Origin of the sequence: Latilactobacillus graminis DSM 20719, from assembly GCF_001436415.1 — a bacterium.
Lineage (GTDB): Bacteria > Bacillota > Bacilli > Lactobacillales > Lactobacillaceae > Latilactobacillus > Latilactobacillus graminis.
Map to the genome: position 1 here is coordinate 270,138 of NZ_AYZB01000035.1, position 20,565 is coordinate 290,702.

Annotated in this window: 14 protein-coding genes; 2 read left to right on the top strand and 12 right to left on the bottom strand. The window is 40.1% G+C overall.

The window, feature by feature from the left end:
- Nucleotides 1-27: 27 nt before the first annotated feature.
- From FC90_RS06405 to FC90_RS06430, 6 genes are all read right to left on the bottom strand, one after another.
- On the bottom strand, nucleotides 28-2,175 hold the full coding sequence (locus FC90_RS06405) for an AAA family ATPase (protein ID WP_057908439.1): 2,148 nt from the start codon (nucleotides 2,173-2,175) through the stop codon (nucleotides 28-30).
- A 198-nt stretch (nucleotides 2,176-2,373) separates the two neighbouring features.
- Nucleotides 2,374-6,714 carry a PolC-type DNA polymerase III gene (locus FC90_RS06410; RefSeq protein ID WP_057908440.1) on the bottom strand — a complete coding sequence of 1,447 codons (4,341 nt, stop codon included), beginning with the start codon at nucleotides 6,712-6,714 and terminating at the stop codon, nucleotides 2,374-2,376.
- A gap of 336 nt (nucleotides 6,715-7,050) precedes the next feature.
- Nucleotides 7,051-8,772: a proline--tRNA ligase gene (locus FC90_RS06415; RefSeq protein ID WP_057908441.1), complete on the bottom strand. Its 1,722-nt coding sequence runs from the start codon at nucleotides 8,770-8,772 to the stop codon at nucleotides 7,051-7,053.
- 25 nt (nucleotides 8,773-8,797) lie between these two features.
- On the bottom strand, nucleotides 8,798-10,069 hold the full coding sequence (rseP, locus tag FC90_RS06420; protein ID WP_057908442.1) for an RIP metalloprotease RseP: 1,272 nt from the start codon (nucleotides 10,067-10,069) through the stop codon (nucleotides 8,798-8,800).
- Nucleotides 10,070-10,244: 175 nt separating this feature from the next.
- Nucleotides 10,245-11,033 (bottom strand): phosphatidate cytidylyltransferase, encoded by a 789-nt coding sequence (locus FC90_RS06425; RefSeq protein WP_057908443.1) that lies wholly within the window; start codon nucleotides 11,031-11,033, stop codon nucleotides 10,245-10,247.
- Nucleotides 11,034-11,047: 14 nt separating this feature from the next.
- The gene (locus FC90_RS06430; RefSeq protein ID WP_057908444.1) at nucleotides 11,048-11,800 is read right to left on the bottom strand and encodes an isoprenyl transferase; all 753 of its coding nucleotides are present in this window, start codon (nucleotides 11,798-11,800) and stop codon (nucleotides 11,048-11,050) included.
- A gap of 229 nt (nucleotides 11,801-12,029) precedes the next feature.
- Here FC90_RS06430 and FC90_RS06435 point away from each other — a divergent pair, with 229 nt between their 5' ends.
- Nucleotides 12,030-14,777 carry a YhgE/Pip domain-containing protein gene (locus FC90_RS06435; protein ID WP_057908445.1) on the top strand — a complete coding sequence of 916 codons (2,748 nt, stop codon included), beginning with the start codon at nucleotides 12,030-12,032 and terminating at the stop codon, nucleotides 14,775-14,777.
- A gap of 294 nt (nucleotides 14,778-15,071) precedes the next feature.
- Here FC90_RS06435 and frr read toward each other — a convergent pair whose 3' ends face one another.
- The 6 genes from frr to FC90_RS06465 form a co-directional block, all read right to left on the bottom strand.
- Complete coding sequence (gene frr, locus FC90_RS06440) at nucleotides 15,072-15,629, bottom strand: ribosome recycling factor (protein ID WP_057908446.1); 558 nt, start codon at nucleotides 15,627-15,629, stop codon at nucleotides 15,072-15,074.
- A 1-nt stretch (nucleotide 15,630) separates the two neighbouring features.
- On the bottom strand, nucleotides 15,631-16,356 hold the full coding sequence (pyrH, locus tag FC90_RS06445; RefSeq protein ID WP_057908447.1) for a UMP kinase: 726 nt from the start codon (nucleotides 16,354-16,356) through the stop codon (nucleotides 15,631-15,633).
- 138 nt (nucleotides 16,357-16,494) lie between these two features.
- Entirely contained in the window at nucleotides 16,495-17,370 is an 876-nt protein-coding gene (tsf, locus tag FC90_RS06450) for a translation elongation factor Ts (protein ID WP_057908448.1), read from the bottom strand.
- A gap of 106 nt (nucleotides 17,371-17,476) precedes the next feature.
- On the bottom strand, nucleotides 17,477-18,271 hold the full coding sequence (rpsB, locus tag FC90_RS06455) for a 30S ribosomal protein S2 (protein ID WP_057908449.1): 795 nt from the start codon (nucleotides 18,269-18,271) through the stop codon (nucleotides 17,477-17,479).
- Nucleotides 18,272-18,432: 161 nt separating this feature from the next.
- A complete protein-coding gene (locus tag FC90_RS06460) occupies nucleotides 18,433-18,726 on the bottom strand; it encodes a GIY-YIG nuclease family protein (protein WP_057908450.1) in 294 nt (97 codons plus the stop codon).
- Complete coding sequence (locus FC90_RS06465) at nucleotides 18,719-19,456, bottom strand: tRNA1(Val) (adenine(37)-N6)-methyltransferase (protein ID WP_057908451.1); 738 nt, start codon at nucleotides 19,454-19,456, stop codon at nucleotides 18,719-18,721. Before FC90_RS06465 ends, FC90_RS06460 begins: the two co-directional genes overlap by 8 nt.
- A gap of 105 nt (nucleotides 19,457-19,561) precedes the next feature.
- Here FC90_RS06465 and FC90_RS06470 point away from each other — a divergent pair, with 105 nt between their 5' ends.
- Nucleotides 19,562-20,185, top strand: coding sequence for a lysophospholipid acyltransferase family protein (locus FC90_RS06470; RefSeq protein ID WP_057908452.1), 624 nt, complete (start codon nucleotides 19,562-19,564; stop codon nucleotides 20,183-20,185).
- Nucleotides 20,186-20,565: the final 380 nt, after the last annotated feature.

Here is a 20,565-nt window from a genome sequence, read left to right on the forward strand (position 1 = left end):
CATCTATTTTGCTTTGAGGGCTTGCACCTAATAACTTTCGTCTAAAATATCCAACCATGCCATTATGTTTCTTCTATTACTTTTAACTATCAAATCTCCCGCCATTTGTTCTACATGATACTTATCCTTCTTATACAGTACCGCCAACATAAATCGAACTGCATTTTGAACTTCTTTACTAGATATCGCGTTATAGTCCGCAAAGGTCGGTCCGTGTGACAATGAATTAACCACATCCAACATATTCATAAATTGATCTTTAAATTTATCTCCAACTTCATAAAATTCCATCAGCGAATCTATTGAAGCCCTGGTTGCGTACTCTAGCTTATAATGCGTCCGTGCATGTGACTCAAATACTAATCGTGCCTTATTACCGTAAGATAAGAAATTATCTTCACCTATCTTTGTATTTGATAATTTCGCAAATTCAAAGATTCCTTTAAAGTTGGATTGGTAATAATCAGAATAATTCTGTCGTTCAAATCTATCTACCTTTTTTATTGTACTTTCACCAAATTCATTTTTTCTTATTTTATAGAAAGCTGTTAACTGATTATCAGATCCATACCCAATATTATGAAAGTCCAATGAAGAATGCGTAAATAGAAATAACTGACAGTGTAATTGCTTTATTTTTTTTATAAATTTATTTATTAATTCAGTTAGATAGTATCGATTGTCATTATCAAGGCTAGTTATAGGATCATCTATAATTACTAAACTTACCTGCTTCATTAATGACTCTTCCGGTCTTTCAAATAAATCATAGTAAAAGTGTAAGAAACCTAAAAGTCTTCTCTCGCCTTCACTCAAATCTTTATTTCTAATACTAAACTCTGATGACTTATGTCTGATAATATAATGTTGATTATCAGCAGCTATCTCTAATCGAAAGTCAATCCCTAAAATGACAAATTGCTGATTGACTAAATCTTGAAAAGGTTTTAGATCAGAATTAACCACTTTTTGGTCTGACATCCACTGTTCATTTTCCTTCAAAACTGTACTATTTTTTAATACAGCTTCTTCAATCTCTTTAATATTTTTAACGAATGCTTTTATTTGTTGATTCTCTTTTAATTGTTGACCTACCCATGATTTTGCAATTTGCTCAATTCTATCTATTTTTTGATTAATAATTCTTATTTCTTTATTTATCAATTCTCTCTTATTCTCTATATTATTATTAAATTTAATAATTTCTGAAAATAAAGTACTCTCAACTGTAAAAGTATTCATTGTATTCTGAATCTTGTTAGTTATTATTTCTATGAGTTGATTTATCTTTTTCAAAAGTTCTTCATTTTGTTCTAAAGTTGGTAAAGCCTGTATTGAATTACAGAGTTGAACTAAGTCATTTTTAAAATTTTCTAATGAAGATATTAACTTAGCATGAGTTGTATTCGTTTTTTCATTGATTAATTTTGACACTCTTTGAGTATCAAAATTATTTCCACAAAATTCACACTTTAAAGTATTTTCATTCATGTTATGTATGTGCAATCCTTCTTTAATCCATATAGCGACTTCATTAGAAACTCCAATTGATGGTATCATTGTTGGTTCTTCTAATGCCTTTACCAACTTAGTAAATCGTTCCCTATTAACATTAACTTGGAAATCTAAATCCCGACTTTCAGATTCAAGTAACTTTTTTTCTCGTTCTAATTCTTCGGAGGAATTTTCTTTAATATCAAATTCTTTAATGTCTGAATACCAAAGTGTTAAAGCCTTTATAGGGTCTGTTTTAGCTTTTTGTTTTTGTTTAATATTTGTATTAAGCTTAAACTGTTTTCTTGCCTTGTCTAACGTAGTATTTAAAATTTGAAATACTTCGTTTTTTTCTTCTCTAAGTTTAATATTTAAGCTTTCCGTTTGCTGGCTAATATTTACATTAGCTGAGGATATTCTTTCAATATTCTCTTCAATGTTTATGACTTCGTTACCAACTGTTAGCTTTACACCATTAATTTCATCTTGTGCCAGAATATTCTCCCTTACATAATCTGTATTGAAGATCCGATGCAATGGCTCCTGATCCAACAGCCAATTTGAAAGAGCAGTCTTTCCACTTCCGTTTGTTCCAAAAAAGATATTTACTTTTGAAAGTGTCTCATCATAAGAAAAATGTTTAAACGACTTACTATTAACATCTTCTATTCTATTAATCATTTTACTTCATCCCTTCTAAATTAGATATATCACAGATAATTATATATGTTTTGAAAAAATTAAAACTTTTATTTTCTCATTACAGAGTAACTTAAAGCGCAATTAACTTACTCACTTTAATTATAGCGAAAGTATTTAAATAAGAAATATGTAAATAGCCCGCCCAAATTGCATTCACAATCTAGGCGGGCTATTTAATTACATCATATCAAACAACGATAACTGATTTTCATCTGGTAAATCATTTAAGACGTTATTTTCTGTTAAATATTCAATCAATGTCTTGGAAACTTTCCCGCGGTTGGCTAAATCTTCTTTGGATAAGAAAGGTTTTTCTTCGCGGGCAGAGACGATTTGTTTGGCTACGTTACCACCCAGACTTGGGACGGCGCGGAACGGCGCAAGCAAGGTATGGTCGTCTTGGATCAAGAAGTCAGATGAATCTGATTTTTCGATGTCGACCATCTTAATGTTAATCCCGCGTTCCAAACATTCGTTGGCGATTTCGAGGACCGTCAAGAGGTTCTTTTCCTTGGTGCTGGCTTCCATCCCTTTATCAGTGATTTCCTTCATGCGGGCTTTGACGCCTGCTTTCCCTTGTGACATGGCCACGAGGTCGAAATCTTCGGCCCGTACACTGAAGTAGGCACAATAATAGATAATTGGAAAGTACACTTTGAAGTAAGCAATCCGCAACGCCATCAAAATATAGGCAGTCGCATGGGCCTTCGGGAACATGTACTTAATTTTCAGACAGGAATCAATGTACCAGTCGGGTACATTTTCGTTATCGCGCATGGCTTGTTGCCAATCATCAGGAATCCCTTTGCCTTTACGAACGCGTTCCATGATATTAAACGACATACTATCATCCATGCCCCAGTGAATTAAATCCATCATGATGTTATCACGACAACCGATAACATCTTTGAGGGTAACAACACCTTTGTTAATTAGTTCTTCAGCGTTGCCCAACCACACATCGGTCCCATGTGACAGACCCGAAATTTGTAGTAGTTCTGAGAACGTCGTGGGGTGCGTTTCTTCGAGCATTCCACGGACAAACCGCGTCCCAAATTCCGGTACGCCAAGCGTCCCTAATTTCGAATTAATCTGTTCAGGCGTCACGCCGAGTGAATCAGTGCCGGAGAACAAGGCCATCACACCAGGATCATCGGTTGGAATCGTCTTGGGATCAATTCCCGATAAATCTTGGAGCATTCGGATCATCGTCGGATCATCATGGCCCAGGATATCGAGTTTTAAGATATTATCATGGATCGAATGGAAGTCAAAATGGGTTGTCTTCCAGGCCGCATCTTGATCGTCAGCTGGGAATTGAATTGGCGTGAAATCATAGATGTCCATGTAATCCGGCACAACAATGATCCCGGCCGGATGTTGCCCAGTCGTTCGTTTAACACCAGTCGAACCTTTGGCCAGGCGATCGACTTCTGCACCGCGGAACGTTTGCTCTGTATCACGTTCATAGGCTTTGACATAGCCGTAGGCCGTTTTATCAGCCACGGTCCCGATCGTCCCAGCGCGGAACACGTTATTTTCGCCGAACAAGACCTTCGTATAGTTATGCGCAACCGGTTGATAATCACCAGAGAAGTTCAAATCAATATCGGGCACTTTATCCCCGTGGAAGCCAAGGAAGGTTTCAAATGGAATATCGTGACCATCTTTATCAAGGGGTGTCCCACATTCTGGACAATCCTTATCGGCTAAATCGTAGCCTGAACCGACTTCCCCTTTGGTATAAAATTCAGAGTAATGACAGTTGGGACAGCGATAATGCGGCGGCAATGGATTCACTTCAGTAATCCCGGTCATCGTCGCGACTAAACTCGATCCAACGGACCCCCGGGAACCAACTAAGTACCCATCCTTACCACTCTTATACACGAGCTTTTGCGAAATCAAGTAGATAACGGAGAACCCGTTCCCAATGATACTCTTCAATTCCTTATCGAGACGGGCTTGCACGATTTTGGGGAGTTCATCCCCATATAATTCGTGCGCACGATTCATCGTTAAGGTTTGAATTTCATCTTCGGCACCCGCCATCTTCGGCGTGTACAACTTATCTTTGACCGGTGTGATTTCATCAATCATATCGGCGATTTGGTTCGGATTGGTGACAACCAGCTCTTGGGCAACATCAGCCCCCAGAAAATCAAACGCCGCTAGCATTTCATCAGTTGAGCGGAAATGGACATCCGGCAATTGTGACCGGTTCAGTGGATTGGCGCCCCCCATCGAGTGGATTAAAATTTTACGATAGATTGAATCTTCGGGGTTCAAATAATGGGTATCCCCCGTTGCAACGACTGGTTTATCCAATTCAGCACCGAGTTTAACCATGTTGCGGATGATTTCTTCGAGCGCTTGATTGTCACGGACCAGTTCCCGTTCCAATAATGGCGCGTAAACGGCTTTGGGCATTACTTCAAGGTAATCGTAGTACTTCGCGCGATCGCGGGCTTCTTGGTACCCTTTTTGCATCATTGCTTCGAAGACTTCGCCGCTAGCACAAGCCGAGCCGACAAGAATCCCTTCACGTAAGGCATCCAAGCGACTCTTTGGCAAGCGCGGTGTGCGGTAATAATATTCAGTCATCGAGGCTGAAACCAATTTAAACAAGTTCTTTAAGCCCGCCTGAGTTTGCGCCATCAATATCGCATGCGCAGGCCGTGCTTGTTTATACGCATCGCCAATGCCAACACGCTCATTGAGTTGGTTGACATTGACCATGCCATACATTTCGGCCGCTTCGGCTTCTAATTTGTATAACAAATAACCGGTTGATTCAGCATCGGCGTTAGCACGGTGATGGTGTTCCAAGTTAATTTTATACCGCTTAGTTAACGTATCGAGTTTATGATTTTTGTATTCTGGATGAAGCATCCGGGAGACTTCCAACGTATCGATGACGGGATTTTCAATTTGACCAAGGTCGTTGCGCCCATAGCCAGCGTTGATAAAGCCCATATCAAACGTCACATTATGCCCAGCTAAGACAGCGTCGCCAGCGAATTCTTTGAACAATGCTAGGACTTCGGCTTCTTTCTTAGCGCCGTGCACCATTTCATTGGTGATACTCGTCAACTGCGTGGTGAACGCTGATAGCGGGTGACCGGGATCGATGAATTCATCGAACGAACCAATCACTTCGCCATCTTTCATTTTGACAGCAGCCAATTCAATAATCGAATCGTAAACAGCCGATAACCCGGTTGTTTCCACATCAAAAATGACATATTCAGCATGGTCGAGTGCTTCATCACGCAAATTATATGCGACTGGCGTGCCATCATTCACTAAATTGACTTCGACACCGTATAAAATTTTAACGCCGTTTTTCTTCCCAGCCGCATAGGCATCTGGGAAGGCTTGTAAATCATAGTGATCGGTCACCGCAATCGCCGATTGCCCCCAATCAGCGGCTTGTTTGACAAAGTCGCCAATCTTATTGGTCGCATCCATTTGCGACATATTCGTATGCAAATGCAATTCCACGCGTTTGCCGTTTTCAGCAGTGTCTTGCCGTTTGGGATGACTGACTTCCACCAAATCATTGGCATTCACTACCAGATCGCGCATGAAGTTGTCTTCTTGCACACTCCCACGCACCTTGAACCACATGCCTTGCTCGATGGCTGCAAAGATACTTTCGTCACCGTTATCCCGTGAGAATTTCTTGACCGTGAATGAAGATGAGTAATCCGTCATCTTCAAGATTAATAATTGCCGGCCAGAACGCAATACGCGGACTTCTTTATCAAAGACGAACCCTTCAATTACAACCGAGCGTTCTTCTTCATTGATCGTAATCATTTGGCGCGTTGGTTCGGCTGGATTTAAACGACGGCCCATTGTAATCGGGCCATTGACTGGTCGACCTGTTGCCTGCCGTTTTTCTTTAAGCGTTTCATTTTTCTTGATGGCTTCTGCAGCCGCTTGTGCCCGGGCGACATCTTGTTCGGCCTTTTTCACCTGGAAATCGTCGATTGCTCTTTGCGCAGCCGATTCATCAATCAATGGCTGAATCGCAAACTTCGGAAAGCCTAATCGTTGATATCCCTCTTGAATGGTAGTTTGGGCTTGGTTTAAAAAGAAGGTTTTTACAATATCGTTTTCAACAACTAAAAATACTTTGCGTCCATCGAGATAAGGGGTTTCTTTTTCGCATAATTCATGCAACATGGACGATTGAATCCCACTATGATTAATAACGTATTCCCAATAAGCTGCTAAGACGCCACCATCTAATTCTGTCGCATCAGTCGTAATTTCTATCGCGACATCGGCAATTGCTTTAAATGCCGCCTCTAAGTACTGTTCGAACGTCACATAAACAGCGAACGGTAAAATGGCCTCAAAATGTAATTTAAAGGTCCACCGTTTCGATGTTTCATGCACCACGACTTGTTCTACTTGGCCGTTTTTGAAGCCGGGATAGTTCGCGACATCTGCTGGTAATGCAATTTGTTCTAATAATTTTTGAAACAATGCAGTTTGATCTAATGCCACAAAAGGGCCTCCTTATATTCAGAAAGTTAAATAAAAGAGGCTAGGACAAATATTATTCTGTCTCAGCCCTTTTTAGATGTCCGAACATTTATAATTTAAACGTGCTTTTTGAAACTGCCTCTTGTGCTTAACTACAATTCGCGAACGATCGACGTTGTCGCTCATTCACGAATTTAGGTTAATGCTCAGAGCCAAACGGTTTCAAACGCACTCTATTCCTAAACGTGCTTTTCATTAACTGCTTTCTGTGCTTTGCTACATCAGTCATATCACCGGCATTACCGGTAATCCGCCTGATTAGGCAAATGCTCAAAAGCAACCCGTTAATGACGCACTCTATTCAGCTTCTGTTGTTTCCGAAGCTAGAAGAATGCTTAATGAATTAATCAATTCATCCTTCTTCACTTCTAGGGTTTCACCTGTTTTACGTAATTTAACTTCAACGATTTCTTCAGCAGCTTTCTTACCAACTGTAATCCGGATTGGTAAGCCAATTAAATCACTGTCAGCAAACTTAACACCGGCCCGCTCTTTACGATCATCGACCAAGACTGAGTATCCAGCTGCTTCAAGCAAGTTTTCAATTTGTTCAGCCAACAAGACTTGGTCAGCATCTTTCACATTAACCGGTACGACATGCAAGTCGTAAGGGGCAATTGCACTTGGCCAAACTAAGCCGTTTTCGTCAGCTTGTTGTTCAGTAATGGCTGATAAGAGACGACTAACACCGATTCCGTAAGACCCCATAATGATGGGTTTAGCACGGCCATTTTCATCTAAGAAAGTGGCACCGAATTGCTCAGTATAACGGGTGCCTAATTTGAAAATATGCCCAATCTCAATCCCTTTCGTAAAATGCAAGTGTCCTTGACCATCAGGTGAGGTCTCACCTTCTTGGACAAATCGTAAGTCAGCATACTCAGCAATATCAAAATCCCGTTTACGGTTCACGTTGGTAAAATGATAATCTGCTTCATTAGCACCCACTACGGCATTGACCATCGCTTCCACACTATAATCAGCAATGATTTGCAAATCTTCTGGAGCGTTAACCGGGCCAATTGAACCGATGGGCGCGTTCATTGTTGCTTGGACTTGTTCTGGCGTTGCCATTTCTAAGAAATCTGCATGCAAGAAGTTCTTCAATTTGACAGCATTCACTTCAAAACCACCACGCACTAAGACTAGGACGGGGGTTTCATCTGCCATAAATAAGACACTCTTGATGATTTGTTGTACTGTTATGTTAAGTTTAGCGGCGACTTCTTCGATTGTATGAGCATTGCCAGTCGCCACTTTTTCAAGTTCTAATTGCACATCATTTGAGTTTTGCTTAGGCCGGACACTCGTTGCCATCTCAAGATTGGCGGCATAATCACTTTGGTCTGAATAAACAATCGTATCTTCGCCAATTTCAGCAATCGCCGAAAATTCCATTGAATCCTTGCCACCCATAGCCCCAGCATCCCCGACAATGGCGCGAAAATCTAAACCACACCGTTCGAAAATATTAACATAGGCTTGGTACATTTGGCGGAATGTCGTATCCAAATCGGTTTCGTTTGCTGAAAATGAATAGGCATCTTGCATGATGAATTCCCGCCCACGCAACAATCCGTAACGTGGCCGATCTTCATCACGATACTTCGTTTGAATTTGATATAACGTTAATGGTAATTTTTTATAAGATTTAATTTGATTGCGTACTAAATCGGTAAACGTCTCTTCATGTGTAGGTCCTAAGATAAAGTCGCGGCCATGCCGATCTTGGAACTTAAACAAATTATCCCCGTAAGTTTCGTAACGCCCGGATTCCGTCCACAATTCAGCCGGTAAAATCCCAGGCATCTGCATTTGGACAGCATCAATTTTGCGCATTTCATCCTTAATAATTGCTTGAATCTTTTCTAAAACACGAAATGCCAGTGGTAAGTAACTATAAACACCAGCTGATACTTGATGAATATAACCGGCCCGTAACATCATCCGATGGCTTTTAGCCTCGGCCGAATTAGGGACTTCCTTTAACGTCGGAATAAATAATTTTGACTGTTTCATAATTTGTTATGCCTCCAAAGATAATCTAAAAGAAAAAGCGTTGAATATCGTTCCAGGTCACTAAGACCATTAAGACGACCATGATACCAACCCCAACAAGGGTGACAATCCCTTCTTTTTCAGGTGAAATTGGTTTGCCACGTAGTGCTTCAATCACGTTAATCACTAATTTCCCACCATCGAGTGCTGGAATCGGAATTAAATTCATAATTCCCAAGTTAATCGACAAGAATGCTAAGAAATAAACCAACATCGTAAAACCCTGGCTGGCAAATTGAGTCGTCATCGAATACATACCGACCGGACCGGCTAATTTATTCAAGGAAAAGCCACCGGTTAAAAAGGAGCCCAGAATTTTAAAAATCTGACTGGCATTCGTCCATGCTTGGGTGAATCCGTATTGTAACTTAGCCCCCACGTGTTGGTTAAGTGCAGCGGTTACTCCCAGTTGGCCAACCTTTTGCTTTTGACCATCGGTTTTTACAGCTTTTGGTGTTACTTGTAGTGTCTTCATTTTAGTTGCGCGGCTAATTTGTAAGCTAACCGCATGATTCGGATATTTCGTAATTATCTGACTAAAATCAGTAAACGTCGTCACTTTTTGCCCGGCCACTTTGACGATATGATCGTTAGGCTTAAGCCCTGCTTTTTGCGCCGCAGAGTTGGGCATGACTGTGCCGATAATTGCCTTATTTTGTGGCACTCCGCCATTTAGAAAGGCAAAAAGTGCAAAAGCAACAATTGCCAAGATGAAATTATTAAATGGGCCCGCAAAGTTAGTCAGCATCCGATTAATTAAACTAGCAGATTGGAATTGGACATCAACTGGTGCAATTTGTACTTCTGTCCCATCTGCTTCTATGATAGTTGCATCATGGTCAACTGAATAACGTTTTAATTCAGACTCGTCACCACTTTCATAACCTTCCAGCCATAATGCTTTTTGTAAATCAGTTTTAGCAATCTGAAATGGGACGCCGTTTAACGTGGTAACTTTACTACTTGTATTAATTTTTTGCACAATCCCCTGCTCATCTAACAGCAGGGTCGCCTGGGTACCCGGTTCGATTTCAGATTCATCATCTGCCATACCCGCCATGCGCACGTAACCGCCAAGTGGTAACCAACGAATGGTATAAGTTGTTCCGTTTTTACGGGTTGCAAACAATTTCGGACCCATGCCAATTGAAAATTCGCGTACCAAAATGCCCGCGCGTTTGGCCATATAAAAATGTCCGAATTCATGCACCACTACTAAAATACCAAATATGATAATAAACGCAATAATCGCCGCCAATCGTGTACGACTCCCTTCTAAATGCGTATTTTGCTACTCTCATTAATATGAACTGTTATATTATATCACGAATTGCTGTCAAACAAGAAAAGCGTTTAGCGCATGTCGAAAAACTGCACTAAACGCTTGGACAAAGGTCCATTGAAAATGGGCTTCACTAGCTTGTTTATGATTCTTAAATCATCCCAAATAAATGGAGTAACGGTAGGACGAATAACATGCTATCGAAACGGTCCAAGATTCCACCGTGCCCTGGCAAAATCTTGCCCGAATCTTTAACACCGTAGTAACGTTTGTAAGCTGACTCAACTAAATCGCCCAATTGACCAGCAATTGAGAAGATCAACGTTAACCCTAACATCACAGGCATCGAGTATACTTGCGGGAAGAATGATAAGAAAATGGCGGCAACAATCAATGCTGATAGCACTCCACCAATTGAGCCCTCCCAAGTTTTATTTGGACTAATGGCTGGCCACATTTTGTGTTTACCAAACATCCGGCCAAAAGTATATGCACCAATATCAGTCATCCAAATAACTAATAGAATATACATCACGGTATCAAAGCCACCGATATTCCGTGTTGCTGCTAAATAATGAAAGCCTAACCCGATATACAAACTAGCTAGGGTCGTGACCCCCATGTCGTCAAAGTTGATCCGATTTTTCGTAAAAACCGTTACTGCCAATAAGATGGCAACAAAGAAATAAAAAACATCAAATTGAGATACTCTGGCTGGTAGCCAATTAAAAGCAGCCGTGGGTAATGCCAAACTTAAAACGGCCAGTCCGGCAATGGTTGCATCTAGTGCGACGATAATTCGTTTACGCATAATAAAGATTTCAGATAAAGCGACTAACGCTAAGACTGCCGCCGCAATATCAATATAAATGCCCCCAAAATAAATAATGGGAATAAAAATAATTAAAGCGATTGTCGCTGTAATAACACGTTGTTTCATAATTGTATCTCCTCCTATTTAAGACCGCCAAACCGACGATTACGTTGTTGGTAAGCGTCGATTGCTCGTTCAAACACCGCTGGGGTAAAGTCTGGCCAGAATTCATCGATAAAGACCAGCTCGCTATAAGCAATCTGCCATAACAAGAAGTTTGAAATCCGTTCTTCTCCACTAGTCCGAATTAATAATTCAGGATTCGCATATTCCCCTAAAAAGTTCGTCATTAAATGATCACTAATGAGTGTATCATCAATTGAATCAACTGTAATTGTCCCATCAGCCGTTTTTTGGGCAATTTGTTTAACTGCTTGTTGAATTTCGTCGCGCGCGCCGTAATTAAGGGCAAAATTTAAAATCATTCCTGTATTGTGAGCCGTGTCAGCAATTGCTCGATTAGCAGCTTGTTGTGTTTTCTCTGGTAAAGCTTGCCGATTGCCCATTACTTTGACCCGCACGTTTTCAGCAATTAACTCCGGCATGAACGTCTCAAAAAAATCGACTGGTAGCTGCATCAAAAAATTGACTTCATCGTTTGGCCGTTTCCAGTTTTCAGTTGAAAAAGCATAGAGCGTCAATACCTTTACACCTAGTCGACTAGCAGCCTTAGTAATGGTCTTCACGTTTTCCATGCCAGCTTTATGACCAGCAATCCTTGGCATTAAGCGCTTCTTAGCCCACCGACCGTTCCCGTCCATAATAATCGCTACATGGTTGGGAATATTGGTCAGATCTAATTGTTGTGTGTCTGTTTTTTTATTTGTAAACACCACATCTTCCTCCAGTTTCAATAACTCTTTTATGATTGTACCAAAAATCACAGTATGTGACTATTTAAAATCAATTGATCATCAAAGTAATCGTTGACTTGCGGTTGCTTTTGTTAATTCATTTTCAGTTTAGGCCAATTCTTCTTGATTATGCGTTCTCCTTAATCGGGATTGGCATCATTTAGGTTAAATATGATAAACTACTTTAAAACATAAAAAGGAGCTTATCATGCAAAAAACTTTCGAACTCTTTCGACTTGATTGGCGTCGCATCTTTAAAAGTCCAATCGCGCTACTACTGATTATTGCCTTAATCATTATTCCATCACTGTATGCATGGTTTAATATCTGGGCCTTATGGGATCCCTACAGCAAAACACAAGACCTACAGGTGGCTGTTTATTCAGCCGATCAAAGTGGCGTCATTGCTGATAAAAAAGTCGGGATTGGGGATGAACTAATCAGCCAATTGAAAAAAAATGACAAACTTGGTTGGCAATTCACTTCTAGTAAGAAACAATTGGACGACGGGGTTAAAACTGGTAAATATTACGCCGGTATTTACGTCCCTAAAAATTTCTCAAAAGATTTAATTAGTTTTGTCGATGGTAAGATTCAAAAACCAAAGATTATCTATTCATCCAATGATAAAATCAACGCAATCGCACCAAAAATTACTAGTGCTGGTGCTACAACACTTCAATCCACTATTTCAGAAGAATTCGTCTCAACCGTGGGAAAAACCTTAATGAGCACTCTGAATAAGGCTGGCATTGATCTGGATACCAATTTACCGGTGATTAATCGTTTTTCAAGCTTAATTCTAAAAACGGACCAACAACTACCTGAGATTAACCAATACACAGATCAAATCCTCAGCTTGCAAAAGAAAATCCCTACAATGGAATTAAAACTGGCACAAGCTAATGAATTCGCCGCCTTTTTACCACAAGCCAATGATATGGCTCAAAAAGTCGTTGGAATTAATCAATATCTACCGCAAGTTGAATCCGCAGGACAACTTGCAACTAAAGTCCAAACTAAAATTCCGGAAATTAAAAATGCGGGCCACCAAGTTGCCACTTTAGATTCTGACTTTGATGGCATCGCCAATACTTTAACCAATGGGATTAATGAAGCTCAAACCGGTTTAGATGTTTTAAACAAAACACAAAAAGTTTTACCTGATTTAATGTCGTTTAGCCAAAATGCACAAGGGGTTGCCGGACAATTACAATCAGATCTTATTCCAAAACTCCAAGCAACATTGCCAGTCATTCAAAAGACTGTTGATCAAGGCTTAACTATTACAAATCAGTTGGCGACCAACATTTCAACGGACTTAACGGCCGTCAACAGTTTGCTGAGTCAACTTAAAGATGATCCTAATAATGCGGAACTAAAGCAGGCACTCAAAACAGCTTTACAACAACTATCGGATCACAGTGCGACTTTACAGGCCCACTCGATTCAATTAGCCAAAACCTTGCAAAACTTACAAGATAGTTACAACGAAGCTGCCAAAGCTGATGGACGTCCAGCATCACACACCCTTGACGCACCAATTAAGCGTTTAAACACGTTGGCGAGTCAACTGGGGACCTTCAAAGGTCAAATCGATAATTTGTTAGCACACTATGATGATCTATCCATTGAAGACGTGCGAGCTAAGATTAATGGCTTGATTCAATATACCAACCAAGTCACAGATACAATCGCTAAAATTCAAGCCGCTAATATCGGGGCTAGTGTTAAAACAATTCTGAATCATTTTGCAACAGTTATTACCAGCGGCAATGCTGTGTTAACGCAGTTGAATAGTGCTGTCTTACCTAAGTTGCCAGCACTTTTAGCTAATACGCAAAAATCACTTCAACAAGCAGTCAGTTATCTGCAAAAATATTCACGACAACTCCCCGCATTAAAACAAGAAATTCATGATGCTAATACTTTATTGAATGGAAATATGGGGACAATTGTTTCAGGGTTAAATACGGCCTCTAATCTCTATCAAAACGACTACCCACTGCTTAAAAATAAATTACAACAAGCAACTGGTTTCATTAATAATGATTTACCAGGAATCGAAAATGACTTAACCACCACCCTTAATCTAGCTAACGAAAAATTCCCACTGGTTAAAACCGCGTTAAATGACGCCACTGACCTCATCAATAATGATTGGCCATTCTTGCGTAGCGGAATTCAAAAAGGTGCAGACGCCATCCGGAAGCAACAAAAAACAGTAGATCTTAAGGATCTCATTAAATTGCTCCGCCGAGATGCCACTAAAGAAAGTAATTTCTTAGCTAAACCAGTTGAGTTAAAAGAAAAACATGTTTATCCAATTAAGACGTACGGTTCAGCAAGTGCTCCATTCTATACAGCCCTTTGTCTTTGGGTGGGAGCTTTGTTATTAAGTAACATTGTCTTAACGAACTTCGCGCTAGATGATAAACAAAAAGAACGGTACACTAAGAAACAACAATTTATAGCACGTTGGTTAACTTACATCGTAATTGGTGTCGCTCAAGCCGTAATTGTAGCACTTGGCAATATCTTCTTATTAAAGGCCTACATCGTTGATAAGTTTCCGCTAATACTTTTAGCAATCTTCCTCAGCATAGTGTTTATGACAATTGTTTATGTACTGGCCGCCATGTTTGGCAATATCGGGAAAGGAATCGCGATGATTGTCCTAGTCCTCTCCATATCAGGCGGTGGCGGGAACTTCCCGGTTGTGTTATCTGATAAATTCTTCCAATTTATCAATCCGATTTTACCATTCACTTACGGGGTGAACCTACTTCGTGAACCGACAGGTGGTATTTATGCTCCCAATTTATGGCATAACTTTATCATTTTAGCGCTCTTTGCAATCAGCTTCTTCTTGATTGGTTTCTTCCTGACCGATCGAGTGAACCCCTTCTTCGAGAAACTCCACAAAGCAGCAACTAAGAGTAAAATTATTCACTAAGCTAGCTCACAATCAGCTAGTCCTTAATTACTACATCAAAAAGGCCTCACCATAAGTCAAGGGCCCCAATAATGTTAGCCGTTAAAATCTAACTTATTGGGGCCTTTTTTGTGACCAAATATAAACTTGACGAAAAACTAAAGGCAATTGAAAGTTTCTTTGGACCACTAAAAAAGAATTAGTCGCAAAAAAGGCAACCCACCGTATGCAATACGGCGACTTGCCTTAGAATAAAATATTAATGGCTAACTTTTTTGAGCCCATCAATTGTGGCGGGCCTTTTTGATGTCGTGACTAGCCTTCTTTAATTTCTTTTTCTTTATTGGCGGCTATTTCATCAATCTTTTTGGTTGCATCATTTGTTAATTTTTGAACTTGTTCTTCTAAATCATGCATTTCATCTTCACTAATCTCACTTGCTTTTTCAGCTTTTTTCAAACTATCCATAGCATCCCGACGCGCATTGCGAATAGCGACTTTCCCAATTTCAGCTTCTTTACCAACTTCTTTGGCAATCTCTTTACGACGTTCACCGGTTAATTGTGGGATTACCAGGCGGATGACTGAGCCATCATTTGCCGGTGAAATCCCGATATCAGCCGTATAAAGCGCCTTTTCAATATCTTCAAGCGCACTCTTATCATATGGAGTAATTAATAAGACGCGTGCTTCAGGAACAGTGATAGCCGCAATTTGGTTGAGCGGCGTCATTGCACCGTAATATTCAACATTTACCCGATTGACCAAACTTGCATTCGCACGTCCAGCACGAATTTGACCAAGTGTTCGTTGTAAGGCAGCCTCGGCCTTTTCCATGTTTGTTTTTGCTTCCGTTAAAATAGGATTAGTCATCTTATTCTCCTCCTTCAATTGTAGTCCCAATATTAGCACCTTCAACCACTTTTTTGATATTGTTAGGTTCATTCAGATTGAAAACTACTAATGGGATATCATTGTCCATTGATAAAGTACTTGCAGTTGAATCCATCACTTGCAAACCTTTATTAATAATGTCTAAATGGGTTAACGTTTCAAACTTAACGGCAGTTTCATCGGTATTAGGATCAGCAGAATAAACACCATCGACATTGTTCTTAGCCATTAAAATCACGTCTGCATCGATTTCAGCAGCCCGCAAAGCGGCCGTGGTATCAGTCGAGAAGTAAGGATTTCCGGTCCCACCGGCAAAAATTACTACCCGTCCTTTTTCTAAATGTCGAACGGCTTTCCGGCGAATATAAGGTTCTGCAATTTGCCGCATTTCGATTGATGTTTGGACCCGAGTTGGCACGCCAATGCTCTCTAAATTATCTTGTAAAGCCAAAGCATTCATAACCGTGGCCATCATGCCCATGTAATCGGCTTGCGCGCGTTCCATACCCATTTGTTCACCAGTTACTCCACGCCAGATATTACCACCACCACAGACAATAGCGATTTGAACACCCAATTCATGCACTGATTTGATTTCATTTGCGACGACCTTAACGACTTCTGGGTTAATTCCGAAACCTTGGTCACCAGCTAGCGCTTCACCGCTCACTTTTAAGACAATCCGTTTGTATTTTGTATTTGACATGTTTGATATCCCTCCGTTGATTACTAGGCTCATTTTACCATAACTAATCGTATATTTGGGTCAGCCCTATTGAATTTATCATCTAATTCCGAAAAAAAAGGAGCGCCGGACGCGTTCCTTTTTGAATTAACCATAAATTTATTTAATTTGGCCCATAACTTCATCAACAAAGTTATTTTCTTTTTTCTCAATTCCTTCGCCAACTGCAAAACGAACGAAACCTTTAACGCTACCATTCTTAGATGCAACATATTGGGCAACTGTTTGATCTGAATCCTTGATGAAAGCTTGGTCATTCAAGCTGATCTCTGACAAGAATTTATTGACCCGTCCTTCAACAATCTTAGGAATGATATTTTCTGGTTTACCTTCATTCTTGGTTTCTTCAGTTAATACTTCTCGTTCATGAGCCAATGTTTCAGCAGGTACCTCTTCGCGTGAAACGTATTGTGGATTTACAGCAGAAACATGCATTGCCACATCATGTGCAACTTCTTCGTCAGTGCCTTCTAATGTAACTAATGAGGCAATTTGGCCGCCATTGTGTAAATATGAGCCGAAATGATCGCCATCATTCTTTGCTACTAATGCAAAACGACGGAAACTGATTTTTTCACCAATCACAGCAGTTAAGTTGATTACTGCGCTACCAATTGTGCCATCGCCCATTGGTAATGCTTCAGCAGCAGCCATGTCAGCTGGTTTGTTCTTAGCAATTGTTTCAGCAATATCTTTCAATAAAGCTTTAAATTGGTCATTTGAAGCAACAAAGTCAGTTTCTGAGTTCACTTCAACGATAGCTGCAGTGTTGCCATCGATTGCGATACCTGCTAAACCTTCAGCAGCAATCCGGTCGCTCTTCTTAGCAGCCTTTGCCATCCCTTTTTCACGTAAAGCATCGATTGCTTGAGCAACGTCACCGTTACTTTCTACAAGAGCTTTTTTAGCGTCCATAATCCCAACGCCAGTTTTCTTACGTAATTCCATTACTTGTGCAGCTTTAATTTCAGCCATCATTCATACCTCCGACAATTTATATTCAATATAACTGGTTTAAAAAAAACTGTCCCACAAGTCAGGCAGTATTTGCGAAACCTCTAAGACAGCTTATTTGAATCTACTATTTAGCGTCAGTGTTAGTATCGTTGTCGCCTTCAACTGCTTCAACGATTTCTTCCATTGAATCTGCTGATTTGTTTTCTGCAGCAAATGTAGCTTCTTCAACATCATCTTCACCTTGACGGCCTTCAATGATAGCGTCAGCCATTTTAGCAGTGATTAAACGAACAGCGCGGATAGCGTCATCGTTTGATGGGATAATAACATCAATATCATCAGGATCTGAGTTAGTATCAACCATAGCAACGACTGGAATATTTAATTTTTGTGCTTCCTTGATAGCAATGCGTTCTTTACGAGGATCAACAACGAACATTACATCTGGGATACGAGGCATATCTTCGATACCGCCTAAGAATTTTTCGAGTTTTTCTTGTTGTTTCTTCAACAAGGCAACTTCTTTCTTAGGTAAACGATCGAATGTGCCATCTTCGTCCATTGCTTTAATTTCTTTAAGACGTTTAATCCGTTTTTGGATTGTGTCCCAGTTAGTTAAAGTCCCACCTAACCAACGGTGGTTTACAAAGTATTGCCCAGCACGTGTTGATTCTTCAGCAATTGCATCTTGTGCTTGTTTCTTAGTACCAACGAATAAGAATACGCCATCGTTAGCGGCTTCTTCTTTAACGAAGTCATAAGCATCGTCAACCATGCGAACTGTCTTTTGCAAGTCGATGATGTAGATCCCATTTCTTTCAGTAAAGATAAACTTCTTCATTTTTGGGTTCCAACGACGTGTTTGGTGACCGAAGTGAACACCCGCTTCTAATAATTGTTTCATTGACAATACAGCCATGTCAACAGACCTCCATATGGTTTTTTTCGACCACTGATTTCACTTTTTTAGAGAACTTGTTAACAAGCACCCCTCTAGAAATCAATCAGTGTGAATTTTTTTGGTAAACAAATACCGTTTAAAAGTATACTAAAATTTTAACGTAGTGTCAACGTTTAGTCCTATTTAATCCCACGTTGTTGTTGCATTGAAACACCGTGTGCTAATAAGTACTGTTCTTTCTTAGCACGCGGCTGATGTTTAAAGGCATATTCGGCTTTTAGGGCCGCTGATTTATCTTCAAACGTTTCATAATACAGCAGTTTCACTGGCCGATGTTGTTTCGTATACTTAGCCCCTTTGCCGGCATTGTGGCTGGCCACACGTTGGGTAACGTCTGTCGTAAAACCACCATAAAAACTGCCATCATGACAGCGTAAAACGTAAAAAAAATACTGTTTTTCACTTTCAGTCATCCATGTATAACTTCTTTCTCATCTCTGACGTATATTCTCCAGCTTGATTGTAAATTGAAAATGGTGGTAATAATCTGAAGCCACCTTTCTTACCATCTTTCACCGCTTCGATTAAAACCATACTTGCTTCTTTACCCATCTTTGGATAAACAAATTGCACGCGTTTGGGTTCTAAGCGAGCCGCGCGCAACTCATCACAAATTTCTAAGAATCGCTCTGGACGATGGACTAAATAGCCCTTACCGTTCATCTTCAATAAACCACTCATTGTTTGGACAACGGTTCTTAAATCAGTCGCAATTTCGTGCCGAGCAAGTGCCAAATGCACATTCGGATTTTTCTGGCTCTGTTCACTAACTTTAAAATATGGTGGATTACAGGTAACGACATCAACACTATCTTTGGGAATTACCGTGTGAACATCTTTCAAATCCATATTAAGCATTGAAACTTGTTCAGTTAAAGCATTCAATTGAATTGAACGCTGTGCCATATCAGCTAGTCGTGCTTGTAATTCAACGCCAATAATCTGACCATTTGTTTTAGGCGTCATAAATAAACCGACGGCCCCGTTACCTGCGCATAAATCGACAATCGTTCCTCGTTTTGGCAATTGTGCAAAGTCGGCTAACAACACCGCATCCATCGAATAAGAAAAAACGGATGGGCTTTGAATAATTTGGATATCTAAGCGAAACAATTGATCGATTCGCTCATCTGCTTTTAACATTGTTCTACCTTCAACCTCATTTGTCTTTAAGACTTATTATAACAAAGAGGATTGTTATTTGGTATAATGAGAAAATACTAGTCACGTTTGAAAGGAATTTAAATTATGTTTTTCTCATTTGCACGTTTTATCGTCCGTATTTTGGTATGGGTATTAAATGGTAATTTAAACATTGAAAATAAAGAAACCCTACCTGAAGGCACTTACGTTTTAGTAGGACCACATCGCACCTGGTGGGACCCAATCTTCTTCGCTTTAGCGGCTAGTCCGCGAAAATTTACGTTTATGGCCAAAGAAGAGCTCTTCAAAAATCCATTGATTCGTTTTATTTTAGTGCACGCCAACGCATTTCCGGTTAATCGGCAAAAGCCAGGCCCTTCAGCGATTAAAACCCCGGTGAAAGCTTTACGATCAAAAGAACTCTCATTGATTATGTTTCCCACTGGTAGTCGCTACGCTAGCGATTTAAAAGGCGGTGCAGTAGTCATTGCAAAGATGGCCCACGTTCCGTTAGTACCAGCCGTTTATCAAGGTCCTGTACGTTTTCGCGATCTATTAAAGCGGCAAAAAGTTACGATTCGTTTTGGCGAACCGATTCCAGTTGACAGTAAATTAAAAATGACCGATGAAAATATCGCACAAATTGGTGAACAAATGCAAACCGCCTTCGATGAACTCGACTACGCAATTAATCCAGACTTTAAATACGTACCAAACGAGAAAAAATAAGTAAACGAAGCGTCCCTTCCCCAAAAAGCCTTAACAATTTATGCAAAAGCCCCTCCATAATTATGGAGGGGCTTTTTTAGGTCTAAATTCAAGTGCTAGGCTATCAAAAAAAAAATTTATCGAGAGCGTTTCAACAGTTAACCGTCTCTTACATATCATTTTGGATAAGAATCCCCTAACATTGCGAATATAGTTTATACGAACGTAGTGGGCTTTCATATTTACGGAGAAGCCTAAAACAAATATTCTTCTAAAATACTTGAACTGATAGTCATCCACGCCTATTAGTTGGAGCAGAAACAATTCCGAGTTGACAATTATATTAGGATGACAGTGAAGAGTCGACTACCAGACTGGTTTTTAAAGAATAATGAGGATAA